This window comes from Streptomyces cavernicola (assembly GCF_029968035.1).
GTDB lineage: Bacteria > Actinomycetota > Actinomycetes > Streptomycetales > Streptomycetaceae > Streptomyces > Streptomyces cavernicola.
Window position 1 is genome coordinate 1 of record NZ_JASCIQ010000030.1, and the last position, 24,679, is coordinate 24,679.

The 24,679-nt window shown below is 69.6% G+C and carries 15 protein-coding genes and 1 pseudogene; 6 read left to right on the top strand and 10 right to left on the bottom strand.

The genetic code is table 11. The features are described 5' to 3' along the window. Positions 1-222 precede the first annotated feature (222 nt). The 3 genes and pseudogenes from QIS96_RS25565 to QIS96_RS25575 all read right to left on the bottom strand — a co-directional run. On the bottom strand, positions 223-1,908 hold the full coding sequence (locus tag QIS96_RS25565) for a ribonuclease J (protein ID WP_282545089.1): 1,686 nt from the start codon (positions 1,906-1,908) through the stop codon (positions 223-225). Positions 1,909-2,067: 159 nt separating this feature from the next. Continuing rightward, positions 2,068-2,967 carry a 4-hydroxy-tetrahydrodipicolinate synthase gene (gene dapA / locus QIS96_RS25570; RefSeq protein WP_282545090.1) on the bottom strand — a complete coding sequence of 300 codons (900 nt, stop codon included), beginning with the start codon at positions 2,965-2,967 and terminating at the stop codon, positions 2,068-2,070. A 223-nt stretch (positions 2,968-3,190) separates the two neighbouring features. Further along, a pseudogene (locus QIS96_RS25575) lies at positions 3,191-3,355 on the bottom strand (FAD-dependent thymidylate synthase); the annotation flags it as partial. 159 nt (positions 3,356-3,514) lie between these two features. On the opposite strand from QIS96_RS25575, the gene QIS96_RS25580 reads away from it, so the two are divergent. After that, the gene (locus QIS96_RS25580; RefSeq protein ID WP_282545091.1) at positions 3,515-3,754 is read left to right on the top strand and encodes a hypothetical protein; all 240 of its coding nucleotides are present in this window, start codon (positions 3,515-3,517) and stop codon (positions 3,752-3,754) included. 131 nt (positions 3,755-3,885) lie between these two features. Next, positions 3,886-4,443, top strand: coding sequence for a PH domain-containing protein (locus tag QIS96_RS25585; protein WP_282545092.1), 558 nt, complete (start codon positions 3,886-3,888; stop codon positions 4,441-4,443). Positions 4,444-4,521: 78 nt separating this feature from the next. Here QIS96_RS25585 and QIS96_RS25590 read toward each other — a convergent pair whose 3' ends face one another. From QIS96_RS25590 to eccD, 6 genes are all read right to left on the bottom strand, one after another. Beyond that, complete coding sequence (locus QIS96_RS25590; protein ID WP_282545093.1) at positions 4,522-4,962, bottom strand: tetratricopeptide repeat protein; 441 nt, start codon at positions 4,960-4,962, stop codon at positions 4,522-4,524. A 19-nt stretch (positions 4,963-4,981) separates the two neighbouring features. Next, a complete protein-coding gene (gene dapB, locus QIS96_RS25595; RefSeq protein ID WP_282545094.1) occupies positions 4,982-5,737 on the bottom strand; it encodes a 4-hydroxy-tetrahydrodipicolinate reductase in 756 nt (251 codons plus the stop codon). A 38-nt stretch (positions 5,738-5,775) separates the two neighbouring features. Continuing rightward, a complete protein-coding gene (locus QIS96_RS25600) occupies positions 5,776-7,155 on the bottom strand; it encodes a M16 family metallopeptidase (RefSeq protein ID WP_282545095.1) in 1,380 nt (459 codons plus the stop codon). Then, positions 7,152-9,383 carry a polyribonucleotide nucleotidyltransferase gene (locus tag QIS96_RS25605; RefSeq protein ID WP_282545096.1) on the bottom strand — a complete coding sequence of 744 codons (2,232 nt, stop codon included), beginning with the start codon at positions 9,381-9,383 and terminating at the stop codon, positions 7,152-7,154. Before QIS96_RS25605 ends, QIS96_RS25600 begins: the two co-directional genes overlap by 4 nt. 407 nt (positions 9,384-9,790) lie before the next feature. Next, positions 9,791-10,078, bottom strand: a complete 288-nt coding sequence (gene rpsO, locus QIS96_RS25610) for a 30S ribosomal protein S15 (RefSeq protein WP_282516991.1) — start codon at positions 10,076-10,078, stop codon at positions 9,791-9,793. 331 nt (positions 10,079-10,409) lie between these two features. Further along, a complete protein-coding gene (eccD, locus tag QIS96_RS25615) occupies positions 10,410-11,867 on the bottom strand; it encodes a type VII secretion integral membrane protein EccD (RefSeq protein ID WP_282545097.1) in 1,458 nt (485 codons plus the stop codon). A 270-nt stretch (positions 11,868-12,137) separates the two neighbouring features. On the opposite strand from eccD, the gene eccCa reads away from it, so the two are divergent. Further along, positions 12,138-16,082 carry a type VII secretion protein EccCa gene (gene eccCa / locus QIS96_RS25620; protein ID WP_282545098.1) on the top strand — a complete coding sequence of 1,315 codons (3,945 nt, stop codon included), beginning with the start codon at positions 12,138-12,140 and terminating at the stop codon, positions 16,080-16,082. 85 nt (positions 16,083-16,167) lie between these two features. Here eccCa and QIS96_RS25625 read toward each other — a convergent pair whose 3' ends face one another. Further along, a complete protein-coding gene (locus tag QIS96_RS25625) occupies positions 16,168-17,526 on the bottom strand; it encodes an SUKH-4 family immunity protein (protein WP_282545099.1) in 1,359 nt (452 codons plus the stop codon). A gap of 223 nt (positions 17,527-17,749) precedes the next feature. Between QIS96_RS25625 and QIS96_RS25630 the strand changes: the two genes are divergently transcribed. From QIS96_RS25630 to QIS96_RS25640, 3 genes are all read left to right on the top strand, one after another. After that, positions 17,750-18,124 (top strand): hypothetical protein, encoded by a 375-nt coding sequence (locus QIS96_RS25630; protein ID WP_282545100.1) that lies wholly within the window; start codon positions 17,750-17,752, stop codon positions 18,122-18,124. 225 nt (positions 18,125-18,349) lie between these two features. Beyond that, complete coding sequence (locus QIS96_RS25635; RefSeq protein WP_282545170.1) at positions 18,350-22,297, top strand: toxin glutamine deamidase domain-containing protein; 3,948 nt, start codon at positions 18,350-18,352, stop codon at positions 22,295-22,297. 63 nt (positions 22,298-22,360) lie between these two features. After that, positions 22,361-24,622, top strand: a complete 2,262-nt coding sequence (locus QIS96_RS25640; RefSeq protein ID WP_282545101.1) for an SUKH-4 family immunity protein — start codon at positions 22,361-22,363, stop codon at positions 24,620-24,622. Positions 24,623-24,679 lie beyond the last annotated feature (57 nt).

Consider the following 24,679-nt stretch of genomic DNA (forward strand, 5'->3'; position numbering starts at 1 on the left):
CGGCCTCGGAATTCAATTCGGGCATGCCGAAATTGACCCCGTAGGGAGATCGCGCTGAGTTTGATGTGCCGCCCTCCCCGAGGGAGTCGCTCCTGGCACACGAAGTGCGCCTGTTGCGTTCTGGCGGAGATGCAAAGCTACTGGAGCGGGGCGCCCCGATGCAAATCGAGGCGCCCCGCTCCCAGTTGGCGCTGCCGCAAGCCTCCAGCGAGGCGAAGGAGGTCAGACCTCCACGACGACCGGAAGGATCATCGGGCGCCGGCGGTAGTTGTCGGAGACCCACTTGCCCAGCGTGCGGCGGACCAGCTGCTGCAGCTGGTGCGGCTCCACGACGCCGTCCTGGGCGGAGCGCTCAAGCGCTTCCCCGATCTTCGGAATGACCTCTCCGAATGCCGAGTCCTCGATACCGGAGCCACGCGCCTGGATGTGCGGGCCGCCCGTGATCTTGCCGGTGGTGGAGTCCACCACGACGAAGACCGAGATGATGCCCTCGTCGCCGAGGATGCGGCGGTCCTTGAGGGAGGACTCGGTGACGTCGCCGACCGAGAGGCCGTCGACGTAGACGTATCCCGCCTGGACCTTGCCGACGATCTTGGCCTTGCCCTTGACGAGGTCGACGACCACGCCGTCCTCGGCGATCACGATGTTCTGGTGCGGCACCCCCGTGAGGGCGCCGAGCTCGGCGTTGGCGCGCAGGTGGCGCCATTCGCCGTGGACCGGCATCAGGTTCTTGGGCTTGCAGATGTTGTAGAAGTACAGCAGCTCGCCCGCCGACGCGTGGCCGGAGACGTGGACCTTGGCGTTGCCCTTGTGGACCACGTTGGCGCCCCAGCGCGTCAGGCCGTTGATCACGCGGTAGACCGCGTTCTCGTTGCCGGGGATCAGGGACGACGCGAGGATCACGGTGTCGCCCTGGACGATGCGGATCTGGTGGTCACGGTTGGCCATGCGGGAGAGCGCGGCCATCGGCTCGCCCTGGGAGCCCGTGCAGACGAGGACCACTTCGTCGTCCGGCAGGTCGTCGAGCGTCTTCACGTCGACGACGAGGCCCGGCGGCACCCGCAGGTAGCCGAGGTCGCGGGCGATGCCCATGTTGCGGACCATGGAGCGGCCGACGAAGGCGACCCTGCGGCCGTACTCGTGGGCGGCGTCGAGGATCTGCTGGATGCGGTGCACATGGCTGGCGAAGCTGGCCACGATGATGCGCTTGCGGGCGCTGCCGAAGACCGAGCGGATCACGTTGGAGATGTCGCGCTCGGGCGGCACGAAGCCGGGGACCTCGGCGTTCGTCGAGTCCGAGAGGAGCAGGTCGATGCCCTCCTCGGCCAGACGCGCGAAGGTGTTCAGGTCCGTGAGGCGGCCGTCGAGCGGCAGCTGGTCCATCTTGAAGTCGCCGGTGTGGACGACCATGCCCGCCGGGGTGCGGACGGCGACCGCGAGGGCGTCCGGGATGGAGTGGTTGACCGCCACGAACTCGCAGTCGAAGGGGCCGATCCGCTCGCGGTGCCCCTCCTTGACCTCGAGGGTGTACGGGCGGATGCGGTGCTCCTGGAGCTTGGCCTCGATCAGGGCGAGGGTCAGCTTGGAGCCGATCAGCGGGATGTCCGGCTTCTCGCGCAGCAGGTACGGGACGGCGCCGATGTGGTCCTCGTGCCCGTGGGTGAGGACGATGCCCTCGATGTCGTCGAGGCGGTCCCGGATGCTGCTGAAGTCCGGCAGGATCAGGTCGATTCCGGGCTGCTCCTCCTCGGGGAAGAGCACTCCGCAGTCGACGATCAGCAGGCGTCCGCCGTACTCGAAGACGGTCATGTTGCGGCCGATCTCGCCGAGGCCGCCGAGCGGGGTGACGCGCAGGCCGCCCTCGGGCAGCTTCGGCGGGGAGCCGAGCTCAGGGTGCGGATGACTCAAAAGACTCTCCTAACCACACGCGCCACGTACCCAGAGGCACGTGGCGCGCATGACATTCGTGCAGGTGCAGTTGTCGTCTGCAGTTCTCGTCTGTGCTGTCTGTGTTGCGTGTGTGGTGCTTGTTGAGTTGTGCGGCTGTTCAGTTGTGAAGTCTGTTGATCAGAGCTGTACCCCGCCGGCGGCGAGGTCGATCTTGAGCTGGTGCGCTTCCTCGTCCGAGAGCTCGACCAGCGGCAGGCGCAGCGGTCCGGCGGGGAGGCCCTGCAGGGTGAGGGCGGTCTTCGTGGTGATGACGCCCTGGGTGCGGAACATGCCCGTGAAGACCGGCAGCAGCTTCTGGTGGATCTCGGTCGCCTTGCGTACGTCACCCGAGAGGTGCGCGTCGAGCATGGCACGCAGCTCGGGCGTGACGACGTGGCTGACGACCGAGACGAAGCCGACCGCGCCGACGGAGAGCAGCGGGAGGTTGAGCATGTCGTCGCCGGAGTACCAGGCGAGGCCGCTGCGGGCGATGGCCCAGCTGGCGCGGCCGAGGTCGCCCTTGGCGTCCTTGTTGGCGACGATCCGCGGGTGCTCGGCGAGCGCGACGATCGTCTCGGTGTTGATGGGCACACCGCTGCGGCCGGGGATGTCGTAGAGCATGACGGGCAGCTCGGTGGCGTCCGCGATCGCGGTGAAGTGCCGGTAGAGGCCTTCCTGCGGCGGCTTGTTGTAGTACGGCGTGACGGTGAGGAGGCCGTGTGCGCCGGCCTTCTCGGCGGCGCGGGCGAGTTCGATGCTGTGCCGGGTGTCGTTGGTGCCGACTCCGGCGACGACGTGGGCTCGGTCGCCGACCGCCTCCACCACGGCTCGTACGAGCTCGGTTTTCTCCGCGTCGCTGGTGGTCGGGGACTCGCCGGTGGTGCCGTTGACGATCAGGCCGTCGTTGCCTGCGTCCACCAGGTGAGCGGCGAGTCGCTGCGCGCCGTCGAGGTCGAGTGCGCCGTCCGCCGCGAAGGGCGTGACCATGGCGGTGAGGACCCTCCCGAAGGGGGTTTGCGGAGTCGAGGTCGGAGCCATGGGTAACACGCTACTCGCTGCTCAGTGCGAGGTCCCCCCTCGGGGCACGTGAGCGGCCCTACATAGAGGCGGAAAACAGAGGATCCCGGCACTGCCTGCTCGGGGGTTCAAGCAGTGCCGGGTCCGTTTGATCAGGCTAGATGAACTTCTCGAAATGCCGCAATACGGACACTTCGCACGGCTGACCGTACATCTGTGCCAGCCCCCGAGAGCCCGCACGGAACCGCTGCGGGAAGGACGGCACCTGGGCTGGTCCGTGCCGGGTGCGCAGGCCGAGGAAGTGCGTCAGCGAGCGCGCATCGCACCTCGCGTACGTCGAGGAGAAAGGAGCGACCGGCAGGACCGAGCGGGCGACCTCGCGGGCCACGCCGGCGGCGAGGATCTCCTGTCGGCACGGACACAGGGCCGTTCGGCGGTGCTCTGCAACGTTCTCCGGTGAATTTCCCGATTCGGGGCACCAATGTGGCCTTTTGAACGTCTGAATCGGTAGTAGCGATTCAGTTCGAGACCCGTGTGGTCCCAGAGACAGCAAGGAGCCCCGCCCCTCATGTTCCGTCGGCGCGATTCCGTCCCGTTCGCCTTCATCGCCGAAGCCGACAAGTACCGCAGCAACGTCACTCCCCCGCCCCGTGAACGCGCGACGGCCAGTCAGATCATGGGCCGTTTCCTGATCGGCGCGACGCTGGTCGCAGGCCTCGTGGGCTCGCTGCTCTTCGGGCTGCCCGCGCTCTCCCCGGAGCAGTCGCCCGCGTCCAGCCAGCAGTCCGAAGCAGCAGAGGGACGCTGACCCACCCTCAGCACCTCGCGGCCCGGGGCGGCACGACGCGGCCGAACTCCCCGAGGGTGGCCGCCCGTCCGCCCCTCTGGGTAGCCTCACCGGGCACACAGCCCAACGCGTGCTTCGAGTGAGGACCAGTCGTGCCCCTGCCCTTCCTGACGGCCGACCGCGCTTTTGACGAAGCGCCGGACGACGTCGCGCTGCCGTACGACGACCGCGACATGTGGCGCCGCCCCTACCGGCCCGGCCCATGGCGCGTCGCCGCCGCCGCGCTGCTGCTGCTGCTCGCCTCGTACGTCCTGTTCGCCGCGGTGATCATCGCGTTCGCCGGGGAGACGCCCGGCGCGTTCGGGTGCGGGGTCGGCGGGGCGCTCATCGTCGCCGCGGCGGTGCGGATCCTGCGCATCGGGACGTGGGTCAGCGCGCGCGGGGTGCGCCAGGTCGGGTTCTTCCGTACGCGTACGGTCCCGTGGGCGCAGGTCGTCGCCGTGCGCACCGCGCAGCAGCCGGTGCGGTGGCTCGGCCTGCCGCGGACCGTGCAGGGGCAGGCGCTCCTGCTCGTCTGCCGGGGCGGCGAGACGCTGGCGGCCCCGCTGCTCACCGACCGGAGCGCGGACTTCCTCTCGCGCCGCGAGGCCTTCGACCGGGCCGCGGACTCGGTGGAGGCGTGGGCGGACGAGTACCGCGCCGTCGCGTAGCGCCGTAGAACGACACAACCCCCGCCCCTGCCCGATGAGTTCGGGTCAGGGGCGGGGGTGTTTCACGGCCGGGGCCGGTCACTTCCCGTCGTGCAGGGCGATCGCGCGCTGCATGGCCTTGCGGGCCCGCGGGGTGTCCCGGGCGTCGTGGTAGGCGACCGCCAGACGGAACCAGCAGCGCCAGTCGTCCGGCGAGTCCTCCGTCTCCGCGCGGCGCTTGGCGAAGACCTCGTCCGCCGAGTCGCGGTCGACCCGGCCGCTGGGCAGCCGCTTGAGCTCGTCGACCGGGAGGCCGCCCTCCGCTTCGAGCTCGGCGGCCAGCGCGTCGGCCTTACGGGCGAACTGCGTGGTCTTCCAGAGGAACCACACACCGATCAGCGGCAGGACGAGGACGGCGACGCCGAACGTGACGGTGATCGCCGTGCCTTGGCGTATCAGCAGCACCCCGCGGCTGCCGACCAGGACGAAGTAGACGACCAGGGCGGCGGCCAGGGCGAAGTACGTGATCTTTGCGCGCATCGGAGTATCGACCGGTCCGTCAGCTGTCGAGGTCGAGGAAGTGCTCCAGGCCGAAGGTCAGGCCCGGGGTGTCCACGACGCGGCGCACACCGAGCAGGATGCCCGGCATGAAGCTCTTGTGGTGCAGCGAGTCGTGGCGGATCGTCAGCGTCTCGCCCTCACCGCCGAGCAGCACCTCCTGGTGGGCGAGGAGCCCTCGAAGGCGCACCGAGTGCACCGGCACACCGTCGACGTCCGCGCCGCGGGCGCCGTCGAGGGCCGTGGAAGTGGCGTCGGGCTGCGGCGCGCAGCCTGCCTTCTCCCGGGCCGCGGCGATCAGCTGGGCCGTGCGGTGCGCGGTGCCGCTCGGGGCGTCCGCCTTGTTCGGGTGGTGCAGCTCGATGACCTCGGCCGACTCGAAGAAGCGGGCCGCCTTCTGGGCGAACTGCATGGTCAGGACCGCGCCGATGGAGAAGTTCGGGGCGATCAGGACGCCGGTGGAGGGCGAGGCCTCCAGCCAGCCGCGCAGCTGCGCGAGGCGCTCCTCGGTCCAGCCGGTCGTGCCGACGACGCCGTGGATGCCGTTGGACACGCAGTACTCGAGGTTGCCGAGGACCGCGTCCGGGTGCGTCAGGTCGACGGCGACCTGGGCGCCGGCCTCGGCGAGGGTCTCGATCTTGTCGTCGCGGTCGAGGGCGGCGACCAGTTCCATGTCCTCGGCGGCCTCGACGGACCGGGCCGCCTCGGAGCCGATCCGCCCCTTGGCGCCGAGGACCGCCACGCGCAGCTTGCTCATGTGCTTGATTCCTTACGGGAGTTGAGAGCCTGACGCCCTTACGCGACCGCTTCGCGGAGCCGGGCCGTCTGCTTGTCCTTGAGCGGGCCGATGACGGACAGCGAGGGGCGCTGTCCCAGGATGTCGCGTGCCACCTCCCGCACCTCGTCCGGGGTGACCGCGGCTATCCGGGCCAGCATGTCGTCCACGGACATGTGGTCGCCCCAGCACAGCTCGCTCTTGCCGATGCGGTTCATCAGCGCGCCGGTGTCCTCCAGGCCGAGGACCGTGGAACCGGCGAGCTGGCCGATGGCCCGGCCGATCTCGTCGTCGGAGAGGCCGTGCTCGGCGACCTGGTCCAGCTCGTCGCGGCAGATCCGCAGCACGTCGTGCACCTGGCTCGGGCGGCAGCCCGCGTACACGCCGAACAGGCCGCAGTCGGCATAGCCCGAGGTGTACGAGTACACGCTGTAGGCCAGGCCGCGCTTCTCGCGGACCTCCTGGAAGAGGCGGGACGACATGCCGCCGCCCAGCGCCGTGTTGAGGACGCCGAGGGCCCAGCGGCGCTCGTCGGTGCGGGCCAGGCCGGGCATGCCGAGGACGACGTGCGCCTGCTCGGTCTTGCGGTTGACCACGTCGAGTCCGCCCGCGGTGCGGATGGCGCGGCGGCCGTCGCGGGGCGCGATCGGCGTCGCGTCCAGGTCCTTGAGGGCGCCGGCCTTCTCGAAGGCGGCGCGGACCTGGCGTACGACCTTGTTGTGGTCGACGTTGCCCGCGGCCGCGACCACCAGGTGGCGGGGGTCGTAGTGCTTCTTGTAGAAGCGGCGGATACGGGGCGCGTCCAGGCCGTTGACCGTGTCGACGGTGCCGAGGACCGGGCGGCCGAGCGGGGTGTCGCCGAGCATGGTGTGCGCGAACAGGTCGTGCACGCAGTCGCCCGGGTCGTCCTCGGTCATCGCGATCTCTTCGAGGATGGCGCCGCGCTCGACGTCGACGTCCTCCTGCTCGATCAGCGAGCCGGTGAGCATGTCGCACACCACGTCGATCGCGAGCGGCAGGTCGGTGTCGAGCACGCGCGCGTAGTAGCAGGTGAACTCCTTCGCCGTGAAGGCGTTCATCTCGCCGCCCACCGCGTCGATCGCGGCGGAGATGTCCAGGGCGGTGCGCTTCTTGGTGCCCTTGAAGAGGAGGTGTTCCAGGTAGTGCGTGGCGCCGTTCAGGGACGGCGTCTCGTCGCGCGATCCGACGTTCGCCCAGATCCCGAAGGTCGCGGAGCGCACGGAGGGCAGGGTCTCGGTGACGACGCGCAGGCCGCCCGGCAGGGTCGTGCGGCGCACGGTGCCGATGCCGTCCTTGCCCTTGAGCAGGGTTTGAGTACGGGCGACGGCCCGCCTCTCCGAAGAGGGGCGGGCCGTCGTCGTGGTGCTACGGGACGTCACTTGGCGGCGTCGTCCTTCTTGTCGTCGGCCTTGTCCGCGTCGCCCTCTTCACCCTCGATGACGGGGATCAGGGAGAGCTTGCCGCGGGAGTCGATCTCGGCGATCTCGACCTGGACCTTCTGGCCCACACCGAGGACGTCCTCGACGTTCTCCACGCGCTTGCCGCCGGCGAGCTTGCGGATCTGCGAGATGTGCAGCAGACCGTCCTTGCCCGGCAGCAGGGAGACGAACGCACCGAAGGTCGTCGTCTTCACGACGGTGCCCAGGTAGCGCTCGCCGACCTCCGGCATGGTCGGGTTGGCGATGCCGTTGATCGTGGCGCGGGCGGCCTCGGCGGCCGGACCGTCGGCGGCGCCGATGTAGATCGTGCCGTCGTCCTCGATCGTGATGTCGGCGCCGGTGTCCTCCTGGATCTGGTTGATCATCTTGCCCTTCGGGCCGATGACCTCACCGATCTTGTCCACCGGGATCTTGACGGTGATGATCCGCGGCGCGTTCGGGGACATCTCGTCCGGAACGTCGATCGCCTCGGTCATCACGTCGAGGATGTGCAGACGGGCGTCACGGGCCTGCTTGAGGGCCGCGGCCAGGACGGAGGCCGGGATGCCGTCCAGCTTGGTGTCGAGCTGGAGGGCGGTCACGAACTCCTTCGTACCGGCGACCTTGAAGTCCATGTCGCCGAAGGCGTCCTCCGCACCGAGGATGTCGGTGAGGGTGACGTAGTGCGTCTCGCCGTCGATCTCCTGCGAGATCAGACCCATGGCGATACCGGCGACGGCGGCCTTCAGCGGCACACCGGCGTTCAGCAGCGACATGGTGGAGGCGCAGACCGAGCCCATGGACGTCGAGCCGTTGGAGCCGAGGGCCTCGGACACCTGACGGATCGCGTACGGGAACTCCTCGCGCGTCGGCAGGACCGGCACGAGGGCGCGCTCGGCGAGGGCGCCGTGGCCGATCTCGCGGCGCTTCGGGGAGCCGACGCGGCCGGTCTCACCGGTGGAGTACGGCGGGAAGTTGTAGTTGTGCATGTAGCGCTTGCGGGTCACCGGGGAGAGGGTGTCCAGCTGCTGCTCCATGCGCAGCATGTTCAGCGTGGTGACGCCCAGGATCTGGGTCTCGCCGCGCTCGAACAGGGCGGAGCCGTGCACGCGCGGGATGGCCTCGACCTCGGCGGCCAGGGTGCGGATGTCGGTGACACCGCGGCCGTCGATGCGCTTCTTCTCCTTGATGACGCGCTCACGGACCAGGGTCTTGGTCAGCGAGCGGTACGCGGCGGAGATCTCCTTCTCGCGGCCCTCGAACTCCGGCAGGAGCTTCTCGCCGGCGAGCGCCTTGACGCGGTCCAGCTCGGTCTCGCGCTCCTGCTTGCCGGCGATGGTGAGCGCCTGGGCGAGCTCGGGCTTGACGGCGGCGGTGAGCGCCTCCAGGACGTCGTCCTCGTAGTCGAGGAAGATCGGGAACTCGCCGGTCGGCTTGGCGGCCTTGGCGGCCAGCTCCGACTGGGCCTTGCAGAGCACCTTGATGAAGGGCTTCGCGGCCTCGAGACCGGCGGCGACGATCTCCTCGGTCGGGGCGGCGGCGCCGCCCTTGACGAGCTCGATGGTCTTCTCGGTGGCCTCGGCCTCGACCATCATGATCGCAACGTCGCCGTCCTCCAGGACGCGACCGGCGACGACCATGTCGAAGACGGCGTCCTCGAGCTCGGTGTGCGTCGGGAACGCGACCCACTGGCCCTTGATGAGCGCCACGCGCGTGCCGCCGATCGGGCCCGAGAAGGGCAGGCCGGCCAGCTGCGTGGAGCAGGAGGCGGCGTTGATGGCGACCACGTCGTAGAGGTGGTCGGGGTTGAGGGCCATGACCGTCTCGACGACCTGGATCTCGTTGCGCAGGCCCTTCTTGAAGGACGGGCGCAGCGGGCGGTCGATCAGACGGCAGGTCAGGATCGCGTCCTCGGAGGGACGGCCCTCACGGCGGAAGAACGAGCCGGGGATCTTGCCGGCCGCGTACTGCCGCTCCTCGACGTCCACCGTGAGCGGGAAGAAGTCGAGCTGGTCCTTGGGCTTCTTGGACGCGGTGGTGGCCGAGAGGACCATCGTGTCGTCGTCCAGGTAGGCCACGGCGGAGCCGGCGGCCTGACGGGCCAGGCGGCCGGTCTCGAAGCGGACGGTGCGGGTGCCGAAGGTGCCGTTGTCGATGACGGCCTCGGCGTAGTGGGTCTCGTTCTCCACTAGCGATCTCTCCGTTTGCTTGTCGTTCCGGGGTCTGCTGACTTCCGGAACTGTCGTCTTTTGTCCGCGTCGCCCGTGTGGCGAAGGGACGGGGTGGAGAAGCGCCTTGAGTGCGGGCCGGTCTTCGATCGAAGCACCCGGGGATTGCACTTCGTTTTCCCGGGGGCCACTACCGAGGACCGGCGTCGGCGGAGGTCGCCTCTCCTCGTGCGTATCGTCTTGTTCTGCGTGTTCCGCGGTATTGCGCGGTGTCCGGTACGGGCTGTGCCGCGCGGGACGCTCCGTCATGCGTGACGTACGTCTCGTACGACGTTCCGCGACCAGAGTACAAAGCCGTCGTGCTCTGTGCGCACGTACAGCAAAGGGAGCGGCCCCCTAAGCGTGGGAACCGCTCCCTTCACGGCGTCTTACTTGGCGCCCGCCGCACCGCGGCGGATGCCGAGGCGCTCGACGAGGGCGCGGAAGCGCGTGATGTCCTTCTTGGCCAGGTACTGAAGCAGGCGGCGACGCTGGCCGACCAGGATCAGCAGGCCACGACGGGAGTGGTGGTCGTGCTTGTGGGTCTTCAGGTGCTCGGTCAGGTCCGAGATGCGGCGCGAGAGCAGGGCGACCTGGACCTCGGGGGAGCCGGTGTCACCCTCCTTGGTGGCGAACTCGGCCATGATCTGCTTCTTCGTGGCGGTGTCGAGGGACACGCGAACTCCTCATGTGTCTGGTTGGTGCCACCGAGTGCCCCTGGTCTACATCTCAGGGGAGCTTCCGTGACTCGGGAGGCGGGATCCGCCGGTCGCTGTCTCCAGTGCTTCTGAGGGCTCCGGGGACGCGTACACAAACGGCCGCTACACAGACTAGCAGTCGGTCTGCGGGGGCTTTACCACGGGCGATCGGGGCCGACCGTCATGCGCTTCTTCTGTAGTGCCGGTTTTCTGTCCGCAGTGCCGGTTTTCCTGTCGGGCCCGGATACGCCGCAGGGGCCCGGGAAGTCCCGGGCCCCTGCGGCTCACTCGTTCTGGTGATGCGGCGGCGCTAGATCCCTCCGCGCATCTTCGCGTAGACGTCGAGGACGGCCAGGCAGAGCGGGACGAGGGAGAGCAGGACCAGCGAGTCGGCGAGGTCGAGCATCCGCCCCCAGAACGGGGAGAGGCCCTTCTGCGGAACGATCAGGGCGATCGCGATCAGCAGCAGCGCACCGGCCAGGACGCAGGCGCCGAGCCACAGGGTGCGCAGGTCGACCGGGCCGGAGTCACCGGTGTAGAGGTCCTTCAGCATCTCCAGCGGCGGCGAGATCGCGAGGCCGAGGATCAGCAGGGCGATGGTGACGACGCCGGAGACCAGCAGGCAGGTGACCTGCGCGGTGTAGCGGAACAGCCGGGCGCGGAGCATCGCGGCGAGGCCGACGACCAGGGCGACCAGCTGGGCCCAGCCGCTGTCGCTGAAGCCGAGGACGGCACCGGCGGAGCCGACGATGACGATGGCGCAACCGCCGACCATGCCGAGCAGGAGCTCGTGGCCGCGGCTGGTCTGGGCGACGATGCGCTGGACGTCGACGGCCTCGAGGCTGCCCTCCTGGCCCTCGCGGCGGGCGCGGGCCAGGTCCTCCGGCGAGCGGAAGCCGATCGGCAGCTTGGCGAACCGGGCGGACCAGCCGGGCAGGAAGCCGATCACGGCGACGGCCACGACGGCGGTGCCGGCGGCGATCTCGCGCGGCTCGGCCTTGGTGAGGATGCCGACGAACGCGGCGAGCGTGCCGATGACGGCGGCGAGCGCCGCGGCGACGAACGGTGCGTCACCCTGCGGCAGCAGCATGATCAGCACGATGGAGAAGATCAGTACGACCACGCAGCCGACCAGGAACTGGAGCTTCCCCGGCCCCTCTCCTTCACCCTGCGGAAGGATGCCGGAACCCGCGATCAGTGCGTGTGGAAGTGATGCGATGCCGAGTGCGACCGCGGCGCCCCGGTCGTCGTAGACCCGCCCCCGTACTCCCGCGATGGCGGTCAGCGCGATGGCGACGATGCCCGCGACGATGCCCTGCAGGCCGTTCATGTCGTGGCGCATGGGATCCGCGAACCACAGCACGAAGCCGAGCATCGTCAGGAGCAGTACGCCCGAGACGAGTCCTGCGACGCGCATGAGGTTGTCGTTCCACCCGCGCAGATCCTGCTTGACCGCCGCGGCCACCGCGTCCACCACGTCGTCGTGGACGGCCGGCGGCAGCGAATCGGCGAACGGCCGCAGCAGCAGCACCTCGCCGTCGCGCACGCGGTGCTCGAGGAGCGAACGGCTCGCGTCGAGCACGTCGCCGTCGCGGCGCACCAGGTGGTAGCCGGCGAGGGCGTTGTCGTCGTGGGCCATGCCCGAGAGCCGCACGATCTCCGGATAGATGTCCTGGATCGGCAGGTCCTCGGGCAGCGCCACATCGATACGACTGTCCGGCGCTGCGACGGTGACCCGGCAGAAACCTGTCGATGTGCCCGTGCTCACCTGGTAGTTCCCCCTGTATACAAGGCCCTTGACTTACGTCTTTACGCCGCGCGTAGCACGGCGGAGCGCCACCCTACCCTCAGGCCTGGGGGGTGCCTGCCCCGCCTCCCTCATTTCTCCTCGCACCCTTGCCGCATCTCCACCCCTCCTGGCTGCCTGGGTGTCAGAGCTTGACAGTAGGATCGGCGTTCACGCGGACGAGAAGCACGTCGCCGCTCAACGGGGGGCGTCGGTGCATGGACGTATCAACCACGAAGGATGAGTGCATCGGTGAGCGTCGTCATCATCAAACGGCAGCCGCGGATTCAGCTGCCTGCCGTCCCGGAGGGGGAGGTCAAGCTCGAATCGCCACCCGAGATTCCTCGGGAGGGCGACGACAGCATGTTGATGAACATGCTGCCGATGATGGGCATGCTGGGCTCCGTCGCCTTCTTCTTCACGGCCGGCCAGTCGTACATGAAGGTGGTCGGCGGCCTGATGCTGGCCTCGACCCTGGCCATGCTCGTCGCCCAGTTCGTCAAGGCCCGCCAGCAGGGCGGCGGCGCGGGAATGGCGCAGGACCGGCGTGACTACTTCCGGTACCTGGAGCAGGTCCGCAAGGACGTGCACAAGACCGCCGAACTCCAGCGGCGTACGCAGCTGTTCCAGCACCCGGACCCGGACCAGCTCTGGGCCGTGGCCGCGGACGGCAAGCGGATCTGGGAGCGCCGCCCGACGGACAACGACTTCGCGTCGGTCCGCATGGGCCTGGGCAGCCAGCAGTTGAACACTCCGCTGGTCGCGCCGGAGACGGCGCCCAAGGAGGAGCTGGAGCCGCTGACCGCCGCGGCGATGAAGGCCTTCCTGGACGCCCACGGCTCGATCGCCGACCTGCCGGTCGCCGTCTCGCTGCGCGCCTTCTACCACGTGGCGCTCTGCGGCGACACGGACACGGTCTACGGCAACGCCCGCGCGGCGGTTGCCCAGTTGACCACCCTGCACTCCCCCGAGGACCTGCTCGTCGCCGTGGTGGCGCACCCCTCGGCGGCGAAGGACTGGGACTGGATCAAGTGGCTCCCGCACGTCCAGCACCCGAAGCAGAAGGACGGCGCGGGCTCGGCCCGGCTGCTCTTCGACGACCTCGGCGAGCTGGAGCAGGCGCTCGAGGACCAGCTCGGCGACCGCCCCCGCTGGAACCGTGACGCGAACCCGGTGTACGACCAGCCGCACCTCGTCGTCATCCTCGACGGCGGCACCGTCCCGCCCGACTCCGAACTCGCGGGCGCCGAGGGCCTCCAGGGCGTGACCTTCCTGGAGATCGCCCCCGGCGAGCTGGAGGACGAGCTGCGCGGCGGCCTGACCGCGTACCTGAAGCCGGAGCGGCTGCAGCTCTTCGTCGGCCACGAGTCGGCGTACAGCGGCACGCCCGACGTGCTGAGCCTGGAGCAGGCCGAGGCGCTCGCCCGGCAGCTGGCCGCGTTCCGCGTCGGCAGCGCCGAAGAGGGCGAACCGCTGCTCGCCAACCTGGACTTCACCGACCTCATGGGCATCGGCGACGCCGGTTCGGTGGACGTCTCGCGCACCTGGCGGCCGCGTACGCAGCACGAGCGCCTGCGCGTGCCGATCGGTGTCGGCCAGGCCGGCGAGCCGGTCATGCTCGACCTCAAGGAGGCGGCGCAGGAAGGCATGGGCCCGCACGGCCTGTGCGTCGGCGCCACCGGTTCCGGTAAGTCCGAGGTGCTGCGCACCCTGGTGCTCGGCCTGTCGGTGACGCACTCCTCGGAGACGCTGAACTTCATCCTCGCGGACTTCAAGGGTGGTGCGACCTTCGCCGGTATGGCGGACATGCCGCACACCGCGGCCGTGATCACCAACCTCGCCGACGACCTCACGCTGATCGACCGCATGCGCGACTCGATCACCGGTGAGATGCAGCGCCGCCAGGAACTGCTGCGCACGGCGGGCAACTTCGCCAACCTGACGGACTACGAGAAGGCGCGTGCCGCGGGCGCCGCCCTCGAGCCGATGCCTTCGCTGGTGATCGTGCTCGACGAGTTCTCCGAACTCCTCACGGCGAAGCCGGACTTCATCGACATGTTCATCCAGATCGGCCGCATCGGCCGATCCCTGGGTGTGCACCTGCTGCTCGCCTCGCAGCGCCTCGAAGAGGGCAAGCTGCGCGGTCTCGACACGTACCTCTCGTACCGCATCGGTCTGCGGACCTTCTCGGCCGCCGAGTCGCGTACGGCGATCGGTGTGCCGGACGCGTACCACCTGCCGTCGATCCCGGGTTCGGGTTATCTGCGGTACGACACCGACACCATGGTCCGTTTCAAGGCGGCCTATGTGTCCGGTCCGTACCACGGCGAGGGTCCCTCGCGCGTGCACCGTTCGACGCAGCTGCGGCCCGCGCTGTTCAAGGCCGGGCACGTGGAGCTGCCGCCGCAGCCGGTGATCGAGGAGCCGGAGCCGGACAACCGCGTGGACGACGCCCTCGCGGACACCGTGCTCGACGTGATCGTCAGCAAGATGGTCGGCCAGGGCCCGCCGGCGCACCAGGTGTGGCTGCCGCCGCTGGAGGAGGCGCCGTCCCTGGAGCAGCTGCTTCCGGCCCTGGCGATCACGCCCGAACGCGGCCTGACCGCACCGGAATACACGGCCCTCGGCCGGCTCAACGTCCCGGTCGGCCTCGTCGACAAGCCCTTCGAGCAGCGCCGTGACGTCCTGTACCGGGACTTCTCCGGCGGCGCCGGTCACGGTCTGTTCGTGGGTGGTCCGCAGTCCGGCAAGTCGACGCTGCTGCGCTCGATGATCACCTCGTTCGCGCTCACCCACACCCCCAGCGAAGTGCAGTTCTACTGCCTGGACTTCGGTGGTGGCGGTCTCATCGCGATGGAGGACCTGGTCCACGTCGGCGGTGTCGCCAACCGACTCGACGCCGAGAAGGTGCGGCGTACGGTCAGCGAGGTCGAGGGCATCCTCAACGCCCGCGAAGAGTACTTCCGTACGAACAACATCGACTCGGTCCAGACGTACCGCCAGCGCCGGGCCTCGGGGCAGCTGCCCGACCAGCCCTGGGGCGACGTCTTCCTGATCATCGACGGTTGGGGGACGTTCAAGACGGACTACGAGGCCCTCGAGGCGTCCATCACCGACATGGCGATGCGCGGTCTCGGCTTCGGTGTCCACGTGATCATCACGGCGAGCCGGTACACCGAGGTGCGGCCCGCGCTCAAGGACATGCTGCAGAACCGCATCGAGCTGCGCCTCGGTGACCCCACCGAGTCGGAGATCGATCGCAAGGTCGCGCAGAACGTCCCGGCGGCCGTCCCCGGCCGTGGTCTGAGCCAGGACAAGCTGCACTTCATGACGGCGCTGCCGCGCGTGGACGGCTCCTCGGAGACCGAGGACCTCGCGGACGCCACCTCGGTCGTGATCAACGCGATCAACGAGAACTGGCAGGGCGCCCCCGCCCCCGCGGTGCGGCTGCTTCCGCGCCAGCTGGACGCGGACCGGCTGCCCAAGGGCTTCGAGCACCCGGAGCGCGGCATCGCCTTCGGCATCGACGAGTCCCAACTGGCCCCGGTCTTCGTGGACTTCGAGTCCGACCCGCACTTCGTCATCTTCGGCGAGAGCGAGTCCGGCAAGTCCGCGCTCATCCGGCTGCTCATCAAGCAGATCTGCGAGCGGTACCAGCCGGACCAGGCGAAGATCGTCATCGGTGACTACCGCCGTGCGCACCTCGAGGGTGTGCCGGAGTCGCACCTGTCGCGCTACTGCGCCTCGGCGCCGGCGCTCACCGAGACCCTGGAGGGTCTGGCGGGCTCGCTCAGCCGCCGTATGCCGGGTCCGGACGTCACGCCCGAGCAGCTGCGCAACCGCAGTTGGTACAGCAGCCCGGACGCGTTCGTCATCATCGACGACTACGACCTGGTGGCCACGGGCATGAACCCGCTCCAGCCGCTGCTCGAGTACCTGCCGTTCGCGCGTGACGTCGGTCTGCGCGTGATCATCGCGCGCCAGTCCGGCGGCGCCAGCCGCTCGCTGTACGAGCCGGTGATGCAGCGCATCCGTGAGCTCGGCGCGCAGGGTGTGGTCCTGTCCGGCGACCGCGTCGAGGGCCAGCTCCTCGGCAACATCACGCCGACCCAGCTCCCGCCCGGCCGTGGTTTCTTCCACACGCGCCGTCGTGGTGGGCAGATGGTCCAGACCGGCTGGCTGCCCTCGCGGTTCTGAGGTTCAGTCGTACGACGTCGAAGGGGCGGCACCCATTGCGGGTGCCGCCCCTTCGGGGTTTCCGGCGCCGGGCACCGGGCCGGTCTCAGAAGAGGCCGTGCCACATCTGGTCGACCACCGTGGCCCACCAGTTGTCGGGTTCCACGGCGCGCGCGTCGATCGCGGCGAGCCTCGTCTGGAACTCCTCGACGCCGGCGCCCGCCTGGTACGGGTCCATGCCCACCATGCCGTTGCGGGTGGCGACGAGCAGGGCGAGAGAGCGTACGAACGCCGACACCGAGGTGTTGACCAGGCGGCCCGAGCCGGACTTGGGGCTGGCCGCCCACACCAGGCCCTTCCACTCCTCGGCGCCCAAGCACTGCACGGTGATCTCGGCCCAGCCGTCGGTGCCGATCCGCACATGCCCGGCGAGCGTGGCGAGCACCGCCTCCGGCAACTGCGCCCCGTGGTCGCGCAGATGGCTCGCCGCGTCCTGCACCAGGTCGCTCTCCTTGGGCGCGCCGAAGAAGAACGGCACGTCGGCCGGGAGGCCCGCGACCAGGAGGGTGCTGCGCGTCGCCGCGGGCAGGTCGAGCCCGGCGAGCTCCTCGGGCGTGAACCGCCGTACACCGCCGGTTCGGTCGAAGAGCTTGTCGAGGTGGCGGCCGAGCGCCTCGTCGGCGACGGGCACGGCGGGCCGTACGTGGGCGGGCAGCGGGGTGCGGTGCGGGCGCGGCGGCGGTGCGTGACCGGTGATGGCGTACAACGTCTCCACGTGCTCGACGAGTCGGGCGGCGCCGTCGCTGCGCTCCTGGGCGAAGAGCCCGTACTCGTGCGTCGAGGAGAACTCGGCGCTCGGCAGCGCGCCGGAGAGCAGCAGCTCGCCGGTGTAACCGCCGGGCAGCAGGCTGGGGTTGAGGTCGGTGTGCACGGCGATGACATTCTGCGGCGGGATGTTCAGGCGCAGCAGTTCTGCGTAGCAGCGCGTCTCCGCGGGCGCGAGGCCCGGCCCGGAGGTGCGGAGCAGCGAGGTCTCCTCGCCGGTGGCCGGGTCGACGTACGTGAACACGGCGGTGTTGCCGGGGCCGGTCACGGGGCGCTCGCGCGGGGGTGCGGGGTGGTTCATCTGCGGTGCGTCAGGCTCCGGTTCGTCCTCGGCGTCCGTCTCGGCGTGCTTCTCCTCGTACAGGCGGACCACCTCGTCCACGGGGAGGGCGGGCCAGGTGGAGAGTTCGCCGGTGCGGCGGTCCACGACCGCGGTGGCCGCGTCGACCTCGGCGGGCGGACGGCGCTCGCCGGTCACCGGGTCGCGCTCCTCGGGTGGCGGCGCGGCCCACACGACCCAGCCGAGCGAGAACTCGTGCATACGGACGTCACGGCGCAGCCCGGTCGGCGCATCGCCGTTGAGCCAGCCGTCGGCCGCGGCACGTGCCTGCTCCTGTGTGGTCTCGCGCTGGGGGGTCACGCGGGGGGCTCCTTGGGGCGAAGTCTGTCCGGGAGAGTGCGTTGTGCAGGTTTCTGTGATGCTTCGTACGGTCCTGCCCGCAGCGCGGACGTAAGGCTGCTGTGGGTTGATGTGACGCTTCCGTGTCAACTGCCCGTTGACCTTAATCGACCACTGCGGTCCGGTGCGCACGAGCGATACGCTGGATCGGCGACAGCCAAACGCGAGTCATGGGGGAGCAGTTGTGAGCGGTTTCCGCGCGGATGCCAAGGTCCTCAAGGACGAGGGCTTCAACATGTTCGAGGTCGGACAGGACTGGGGCAAGGCCGCGAAGGCCCTCCAGGACGGCCTCACCGCCCTGGAGAAGGGCGACACTCCCCCGTGGGGCGACGACGACCTGGGCGAGAAGTTCGGCGTGGTCTACGAGGGCCTGCGGGACGGCATGTTCGAGTCGATGAACAGCCTGGCCGAGCGGCTGGCCGGCATCGGTATCAAGTTCACCGAGATGGGCATGCGGCACGAGAAGGGCGAGCAGGCCGAGGAGGAGTCGTACGCCCAGCTCACCTCGCAGCACGACGCTTCCGGTGGAGCAGGCGCCAGGGGCATGCAGTCGGTCTGAGGTGAACCACCCCCGAGGGGGTGGGTTTTGTCCGTGTTGTGGCACATGGACTGGAACAGCCCTCACAGGACGGCCCGTTGGAGCCGTCCTGTGACATTCGGGCCCGGACGGTGTCACTGCTGATGGTTAGGCTTTGACCACCGCTGTACGGCGTGCGACCGGCTTGGCATGTCCAACCGAGGTCCACGGGCGGTCGTCGCGATTCGGGGGTGTGTTGCAGTGTCGATGATGTTGCCGGACGAGCTCGAGTGGGTCCTCGAGATGCTCGGCTTCACCTGGCCCACCGCCGACGAGGACAAACTCGTCCAATGCGCGGAAGTCTGGGAGAAGTTCGCACAGGACGTCACCGACCTCCGCGCCAACGCCACCACCAGCGCCTCCACCGTCATGGCCAACAACGCCGGCGACGCCATCGACAAATTCAAAAAGAACTACGACAAATTCGACAACGGCGGCGACGGCTACCTCCAGGACGCAGCCCAAGCAGCAACCATCATCGGCTTCTGCCTCCGCGGCGCAGCCATGCTCGTCATCACCTGCAAAATCGCCGTCATCGTCCAACTCATCGCCCTCGCCGTACAGATCATCGCCGCCGCCGCAGCATCCGTCGTCACCTTCGGACTCTCCAACGCCGCCAGCATGGCCGCCACCGCCATCACCCGCGTCACCGTCCGACAAATCCTCGACACCCTCAAAGACGCCCTCGTCGAAGCCATCATCGAGTGCATGAAAGAACCGGCGGTCTCCGCACTCGAAGCGATGATCACCGACCTCACCCGCCAATCCGTCAACATCGGCTTCGGCGCCCAGTCCGGCATCGACGTCTCCGCCACCGTCAAAGCCGGCGCCGAAGGCGGCTGGGAAGCCATCAAACAAACCCCCCAGACCTTCCTCGAAAGCGTCCGCGACAGCGTCGGCAGCAAAGCCGGCGGAAGCATCCGCAGTGGCGCGGAGAGCTATGCGAACAGCGGGCCGCTGGGCGACGGGAGTTCCTCGCTGCCGGGCACGGACTCGAACTCCCCGGCAGCTGACGACTCGTCCGACTCTCCGTCGAACCCGTCGGACCCGTCGAATCCGGACTCCTCGAACTCCGACTCGACGAGCAACGACGGCCCCAGCGTCAGCAGCACAGTCTCGGCGGACATCGGCAACGACGGCCCGTCCGGCCCGGACATCGGCAACGGCCCCAACCTCTCCAACGGCCCCTCGCTGGGCGACTTCGACGACAGCTCCGGCTCGGACAACTCCCCGTCGACCGGCCCGTCCTCCGACTCATCGGGCAACGGGGGCCCCACCAACGGCAACTCCAACCCGGGCGGCATCACCTCGCCCAACCCGTCGTCCGGTCCGACCCCGTCGCCGTCCAACACGACTCCGTCCGACGGCAACGGCCGGTCCATCGGCACGCAGGTGGACAGCCTCGCCGCGTCCGCGCCGACCGCCACCAACTCGACTCCCCCGCCCACGACTTCGGACAACCCGGGCCCCTCGCGCGGCGACGGCAATCACTCCATGCCGACGGCCCCGAACTCGCCGTCGAACAACGACCCGGGCGCGCGCAACAACCCCTCACACCAAGGCGGTTCGTCCAACTCCGGCGGTGGTACGGCCACCTCCCCGAACCCGTCGTCCTCGGCCCCGCCGCGCAACAACCCGTCGACGCCCGGCACTTCTCCGGGCGGCCCGCCGCCCTCGTCGCCGAACCCCTCGAACCCCGGTCCGGGCTCGACCCCGCGGCCGAACCCGGGCGAAGGCTCGGGCAGCACGCCGGGCGGGCGGCCCTCCGTACCTCAGCAGGCGGGACCGGTGCATGTCGCGCCGAACCCCTCGACACCGCACCACTCGCAGGGCAACTCACCCGGCCATTCGCCGGGCAATTCCCCCGGCCACTCGCCGAGCAACCCGGGCACACCCAACGCCCCGGGCCAGCAGGCCGCGCCGAACACGCCCCCGCAGAGCCCGGCGAACAACCCGCCGCAGCAGGCCGCCCCGGTGGTCGCGGTGCACACGGTGACGACCACGCCCGCGCCCACCCCCACCCCCACGCCGGACGCCACGAACGCCAGCCAGCAGTCCGGCGCGAACAACAACGACAGCGCGAACAAGGACGAGGCGTCCGAGCCGACGCCCGCCTCGTCGACCCGCGACAACACCCCGCCCGGCGGCGTCAACGACCCGTCCCGCAGGGAGCAGAACGCGCTGGAGAACTCCGTCCCGCGCGACGAGAACGGCGACCCGACGCGTCCGCCGAACCCGAACGACGGCAACTGGGTCGAGCGCATCAACGGCGACGGCAGGGACGCCCCGGGCCGCAACAACAACTGTGTCGACACGGCCCTGTCCACGGTCGACACCTACGCAGGCAACCCGACCGCGGCCGGCGCCCGCACACCCGACCCGGACGCGGACGGCAACCCGTCCGACCGGGGCGAGCGCGGCGGCCGCGACCGCATCGAGAACACCCTCGGCGCCCGCTTCAACGACATGGGCAACGGGCGGGACGCGTACAACCGCCTGGAGAACACCCTCCGCAACAGCGGCCACGGCTCCCAGGCCGTGATCATCACCCAGGACGCCAACGGCCGCGCCCACGCCTGGAACGCCGTCAACCACAACGGCAAGATCACGTACATCGACTCCCAGACGGGCCAGCGCAGCCCGAACCCGCTGCACAGCGGCAAGAACGGGGTCTTCGCGATCCCGCTGGACTCGGACCGGCGGCCGGTGGCGGCGGGCCAGGACGCCACACGCGGTGGCGCCACCCGCCCGGACCGCGACGGCGCGGCCTCGCCCGCGGCCGGGCGGCAGGCACCCGCGGAGCCGGCGGGCAGCGGCGACAAGAACAAGAAGGACGAGGACAAGAAGGACGAGGGGCAGGGCGAGAAGAAGGCCAAAAAGCCGGCGAAGACGGAGGCCGAGAAGGCCGCCGAACGAGCCAGGGCCAAGGAAGTGGCCGGTACGGCCTACGACCCCGATCGCGCCGAGGGCCAGCCGGGATACGGCGAGCGCCAGCCCGGGGACAACTCGCACACCCACTACGACATGCTCACGGACACGTCGCAGAACCGACTGCGTGTGACGAACGACGTGGAGCAGGTCAGCCTCGGCCCGGTGGTCGAGCGTCTGAAGGAGTGGGCGGAACCGGGCAAGGAGGGGCAGGAGCCGCCGCTGCTGAACGCCATGCGCGAGTCGGCCGACGGACGCATCAGCCAGCAGCGGCTGAACGAGATCCTGAAGCCCGGATTCGCCGAGATGAGCCGGGAGGAGAAGATGGCCACCGTCGCGGCCATCGCGCGTCTGAGCAGCTCCTTCCACGACGCCCATGCGGTCGACGAGTCCGGTGGAGCGGACCTGCACTCCCGGCACAACCCCAAGCGCGGCGATCGCGTCGACCCGGCCTCCCTGGCCCGTGAGTACGCGGCCGTTCAGAACATGCTGGACCGGGACGCGGATCCGGAGGACGCCAAGGAGCTGCGGAAGGAGAAGCGCAAGTTCACCTCCCTCTGGAACGAGCACATCGGCGACCCGAAAATGATCGAGAACCGGGAGAAGGGCAAGACCCCGGAACAGATCGCAGAAATGCAGGAGCACCGCCGGCTCATGCGCCCCGACTTCTCAGGGAAGAATTACGCAGTGTTGGAAGTCGTGGAGCACAAGGAGGACGGCTCCACGGAAACTCACTACGTCATCGACTCCTCGGTCCCGCCCAACAGCGACGATCTGGGCACGGACCATTCCGAACCGGTTCTCGGCGAGGCGTTCCGCCAGCTCGACCAGGACAGGTACTCGACATCCGCGATGTACACCGAGTTCGAGCCCTGCGGGGACAAGACGCACCCGGCCTCGGCCAACTGCTCGGATTATCTGGTCCATGAATTCGAGCGGCCCGCTGACCAGGAGCGGCGGCACTACCACGAGAAGTCCGAGGAGGAGCGCGCCGTCCCCGAGGGCAAGAAGAACAAGACGACGATCTATTACGCCGCCGGGTACCGGCTGGGTGACATGGATCCCGGGGCCCTGCAGAACCTGCCTGAGGACGAGGCCGAGCGGGCCGCGGAAATCGAGCGGCTCAGGCAGGAAGCCAAGGACAAGCGCGACGAAGACATGCACCGGTTCCGCGGGGAGCTGCTGCGGGTCTGGATGAGGGCTGCCGAGAACGCGGGCGTAAGCTGACCCGCCCTCTCGGACTGAACGGAGTGATGAGCAGTGCTCGCTGCAGAGGCAGAGCGTCGGATCATGGAATGGCTGACAGATCCGAGCCCGCAGAGCGCGGTGCTTCCGCTGCGAGGAGCCCTTGGCTCGGGTAAGTCGGCGGTCCTGCACCGGGTGCACGAGCGCCGACAGGCGAGCATCTATCTCGACTGCCGTGGAATTACGGCGGAAGAGGCGGCGCTCCGCATCCTGTCGGAATTGGGCCTCGACATCGCACGCGCCCGGGGCCGCTATCCGCTCTCCGACGCGCTCGCGAAGCTCCGTACGAACACGGTTGTGCTGTTGGCCAATGTGCAGTGGGCCGGCGAGCTGTTCTCCTCCACCGAACCCAGGCAGATCGCCGGGCCGTTGGTGACCGAGCTCGCCGTCCAGAGCCGGGGACGGCTGCGTGTGGTCATCGAGGCGGACGAGCCGCACGGACGGGTGGCCACCGACCGCGCCGGCTCCATCGTTCTGGATCCCGAGCCCGAGGACGGCGCCGCTCTCGGCGCCGACACCGATGCGGGTCTCGCTCAGACCGTCGCGGACCATACGCAGCTCCGCGCTCTGGCAGCGGCCGAGCTGCGCGAGATCCCCCTCTCCGTCTGGGGTTTCCTCGTGGAGAGTCTGGGCGGCCGGCGGAGTGAGGAGGAGCTGCGCCGGAGCCTGGACCTGCTGCCCCGACTGCTGGCCTCGGGTAGCTCGCCCGACGGCGAGCTGCTGGTTCGGTTCAGGTCGGACGCCCAGAAGCAACTCGTCAGGACTGCCGCTCCGTGCACTCCGGCTGAGCAGCGGTCCATGGCCCAGGCGCTGTTGGCCACGGTGGCTGGGCAGCGGGAGCCAGCCGCAGATCCGGCTGCCGACACGGCAGCGGTCGTGTCGTACGCGGAGCAGGCGCTGGCTGTGCATGCCGCCCTCGGCGGTTCCCTGCCGCAGCTCATCGACGATGAGAGCACGCTGGTCGTCCATTCCGCCCGGCGCTCTCTGCTGCAAGGAATCTCGCTCGCCTGGCCGGACGGTGTGCCGCTGGGAGGCACCGCCGCCGACGCGCACTATCTGGACGTCTCCGGGGTCGCACCCGTGTCGAGAGCCGAGTGGCTCGCGTGGCTGCATTGGGCGGCCGTCAACAGGGGGCGCGACGCCTGGGCCGCCGAGCTGTCCGCCGGTGACGTGGACCTGCCGTGGCGCACGGTCTGGTCGCGCTGGCGTCCCTACGGGGTCTTCGGCCCCCGGACCGAGGACGTCGGCGCCGTGGACTATGTGGAGATCGGCCACTACGGCGACACTCCTGTCACGGTGACTCAGCAGGAACTCCCGCCGTACGACGACACCGGTACCACGGACGGCTCGGACTCCGAGGACTCCGAGGACTTCGCGGACTTCGCGGGCTCCGAGGACTCCGAGGACCTGGCACCGGACGAGCGTCATCTCGAGCGGGTGTGGCGTCTGTCCGACGGCGAGGAACTGACAGAGCCCTCGGTCGTGCACGTGTTCCTGGACGACGACGGGGAAGTGGACCGAACCATCGGAAGTCGCGTCTCTCTCGACGAGGACATCGCGCCGGCTTCAGTCGCGGACCGCCTGCGCCCTCGTCTCCCGAAGAGCGTGACGGGCAAGGAGTACGCGGGAGCCGCGCGGTGGGTGGCGAACGGCGCAGGAGGAGTGTTCGCCCTCGACGTCCTTCGCCCGGCGGAACTCTCGGAGAACCCTCCTGGCTGGCCCGCCCCGCTGGTTCCACCGCTCCGCAGAACCGAGGTGTGGCCGCGTCCCGACGCGGTGGCCGAAGGCGGCCCCGCACTGGCCTCCTGGCTGGCCGCCGTCTTCGCTCCCGACGCGCTCCGACGGGTCTCCCCCGATGCCCTGCCCGACGGCCTGACGGACGCCGGGGCCCGTACCGCACTCACCGAGGTGGGCTTCCCTCGGCTCGGTGGGGACCGGCCGGCCTTCCTCTCCACCGTGGCCGTGGACGAAGGCCTGGAGCCGGTCGGCGGGCCCGGCCGCACGGATTCGGCTTATCTGCTGGGGAGTTGGCTGGGCGAGCCGGTCCTTCTGGACGGCGGATCCGGCCGAGTGCTGCTCTCGTCCGTGGCGGGCAAGGACCTGCTGGGAGAGAACCTCGCCGAGTTCACCACTCTGGTCGCGCTGTACCGCGCGCTGCGCCTGAGCTCGTTCCCGACGAGAGCCGAGGAGCGCGACGCACGACGCAGCGTCAAGGCCTGGGCCCTGGAGATCGCGCCGGAAGCAGCGGCCTCGCGCAGCTGGCAGGCGGCACTCGACGGAGACCTGGACGTCCCGGAGTCGCTGTGAGCCCACCGCCGCGGCCGCCCCGGACACGCCGACCATAAGATCAACGCCGACCACATA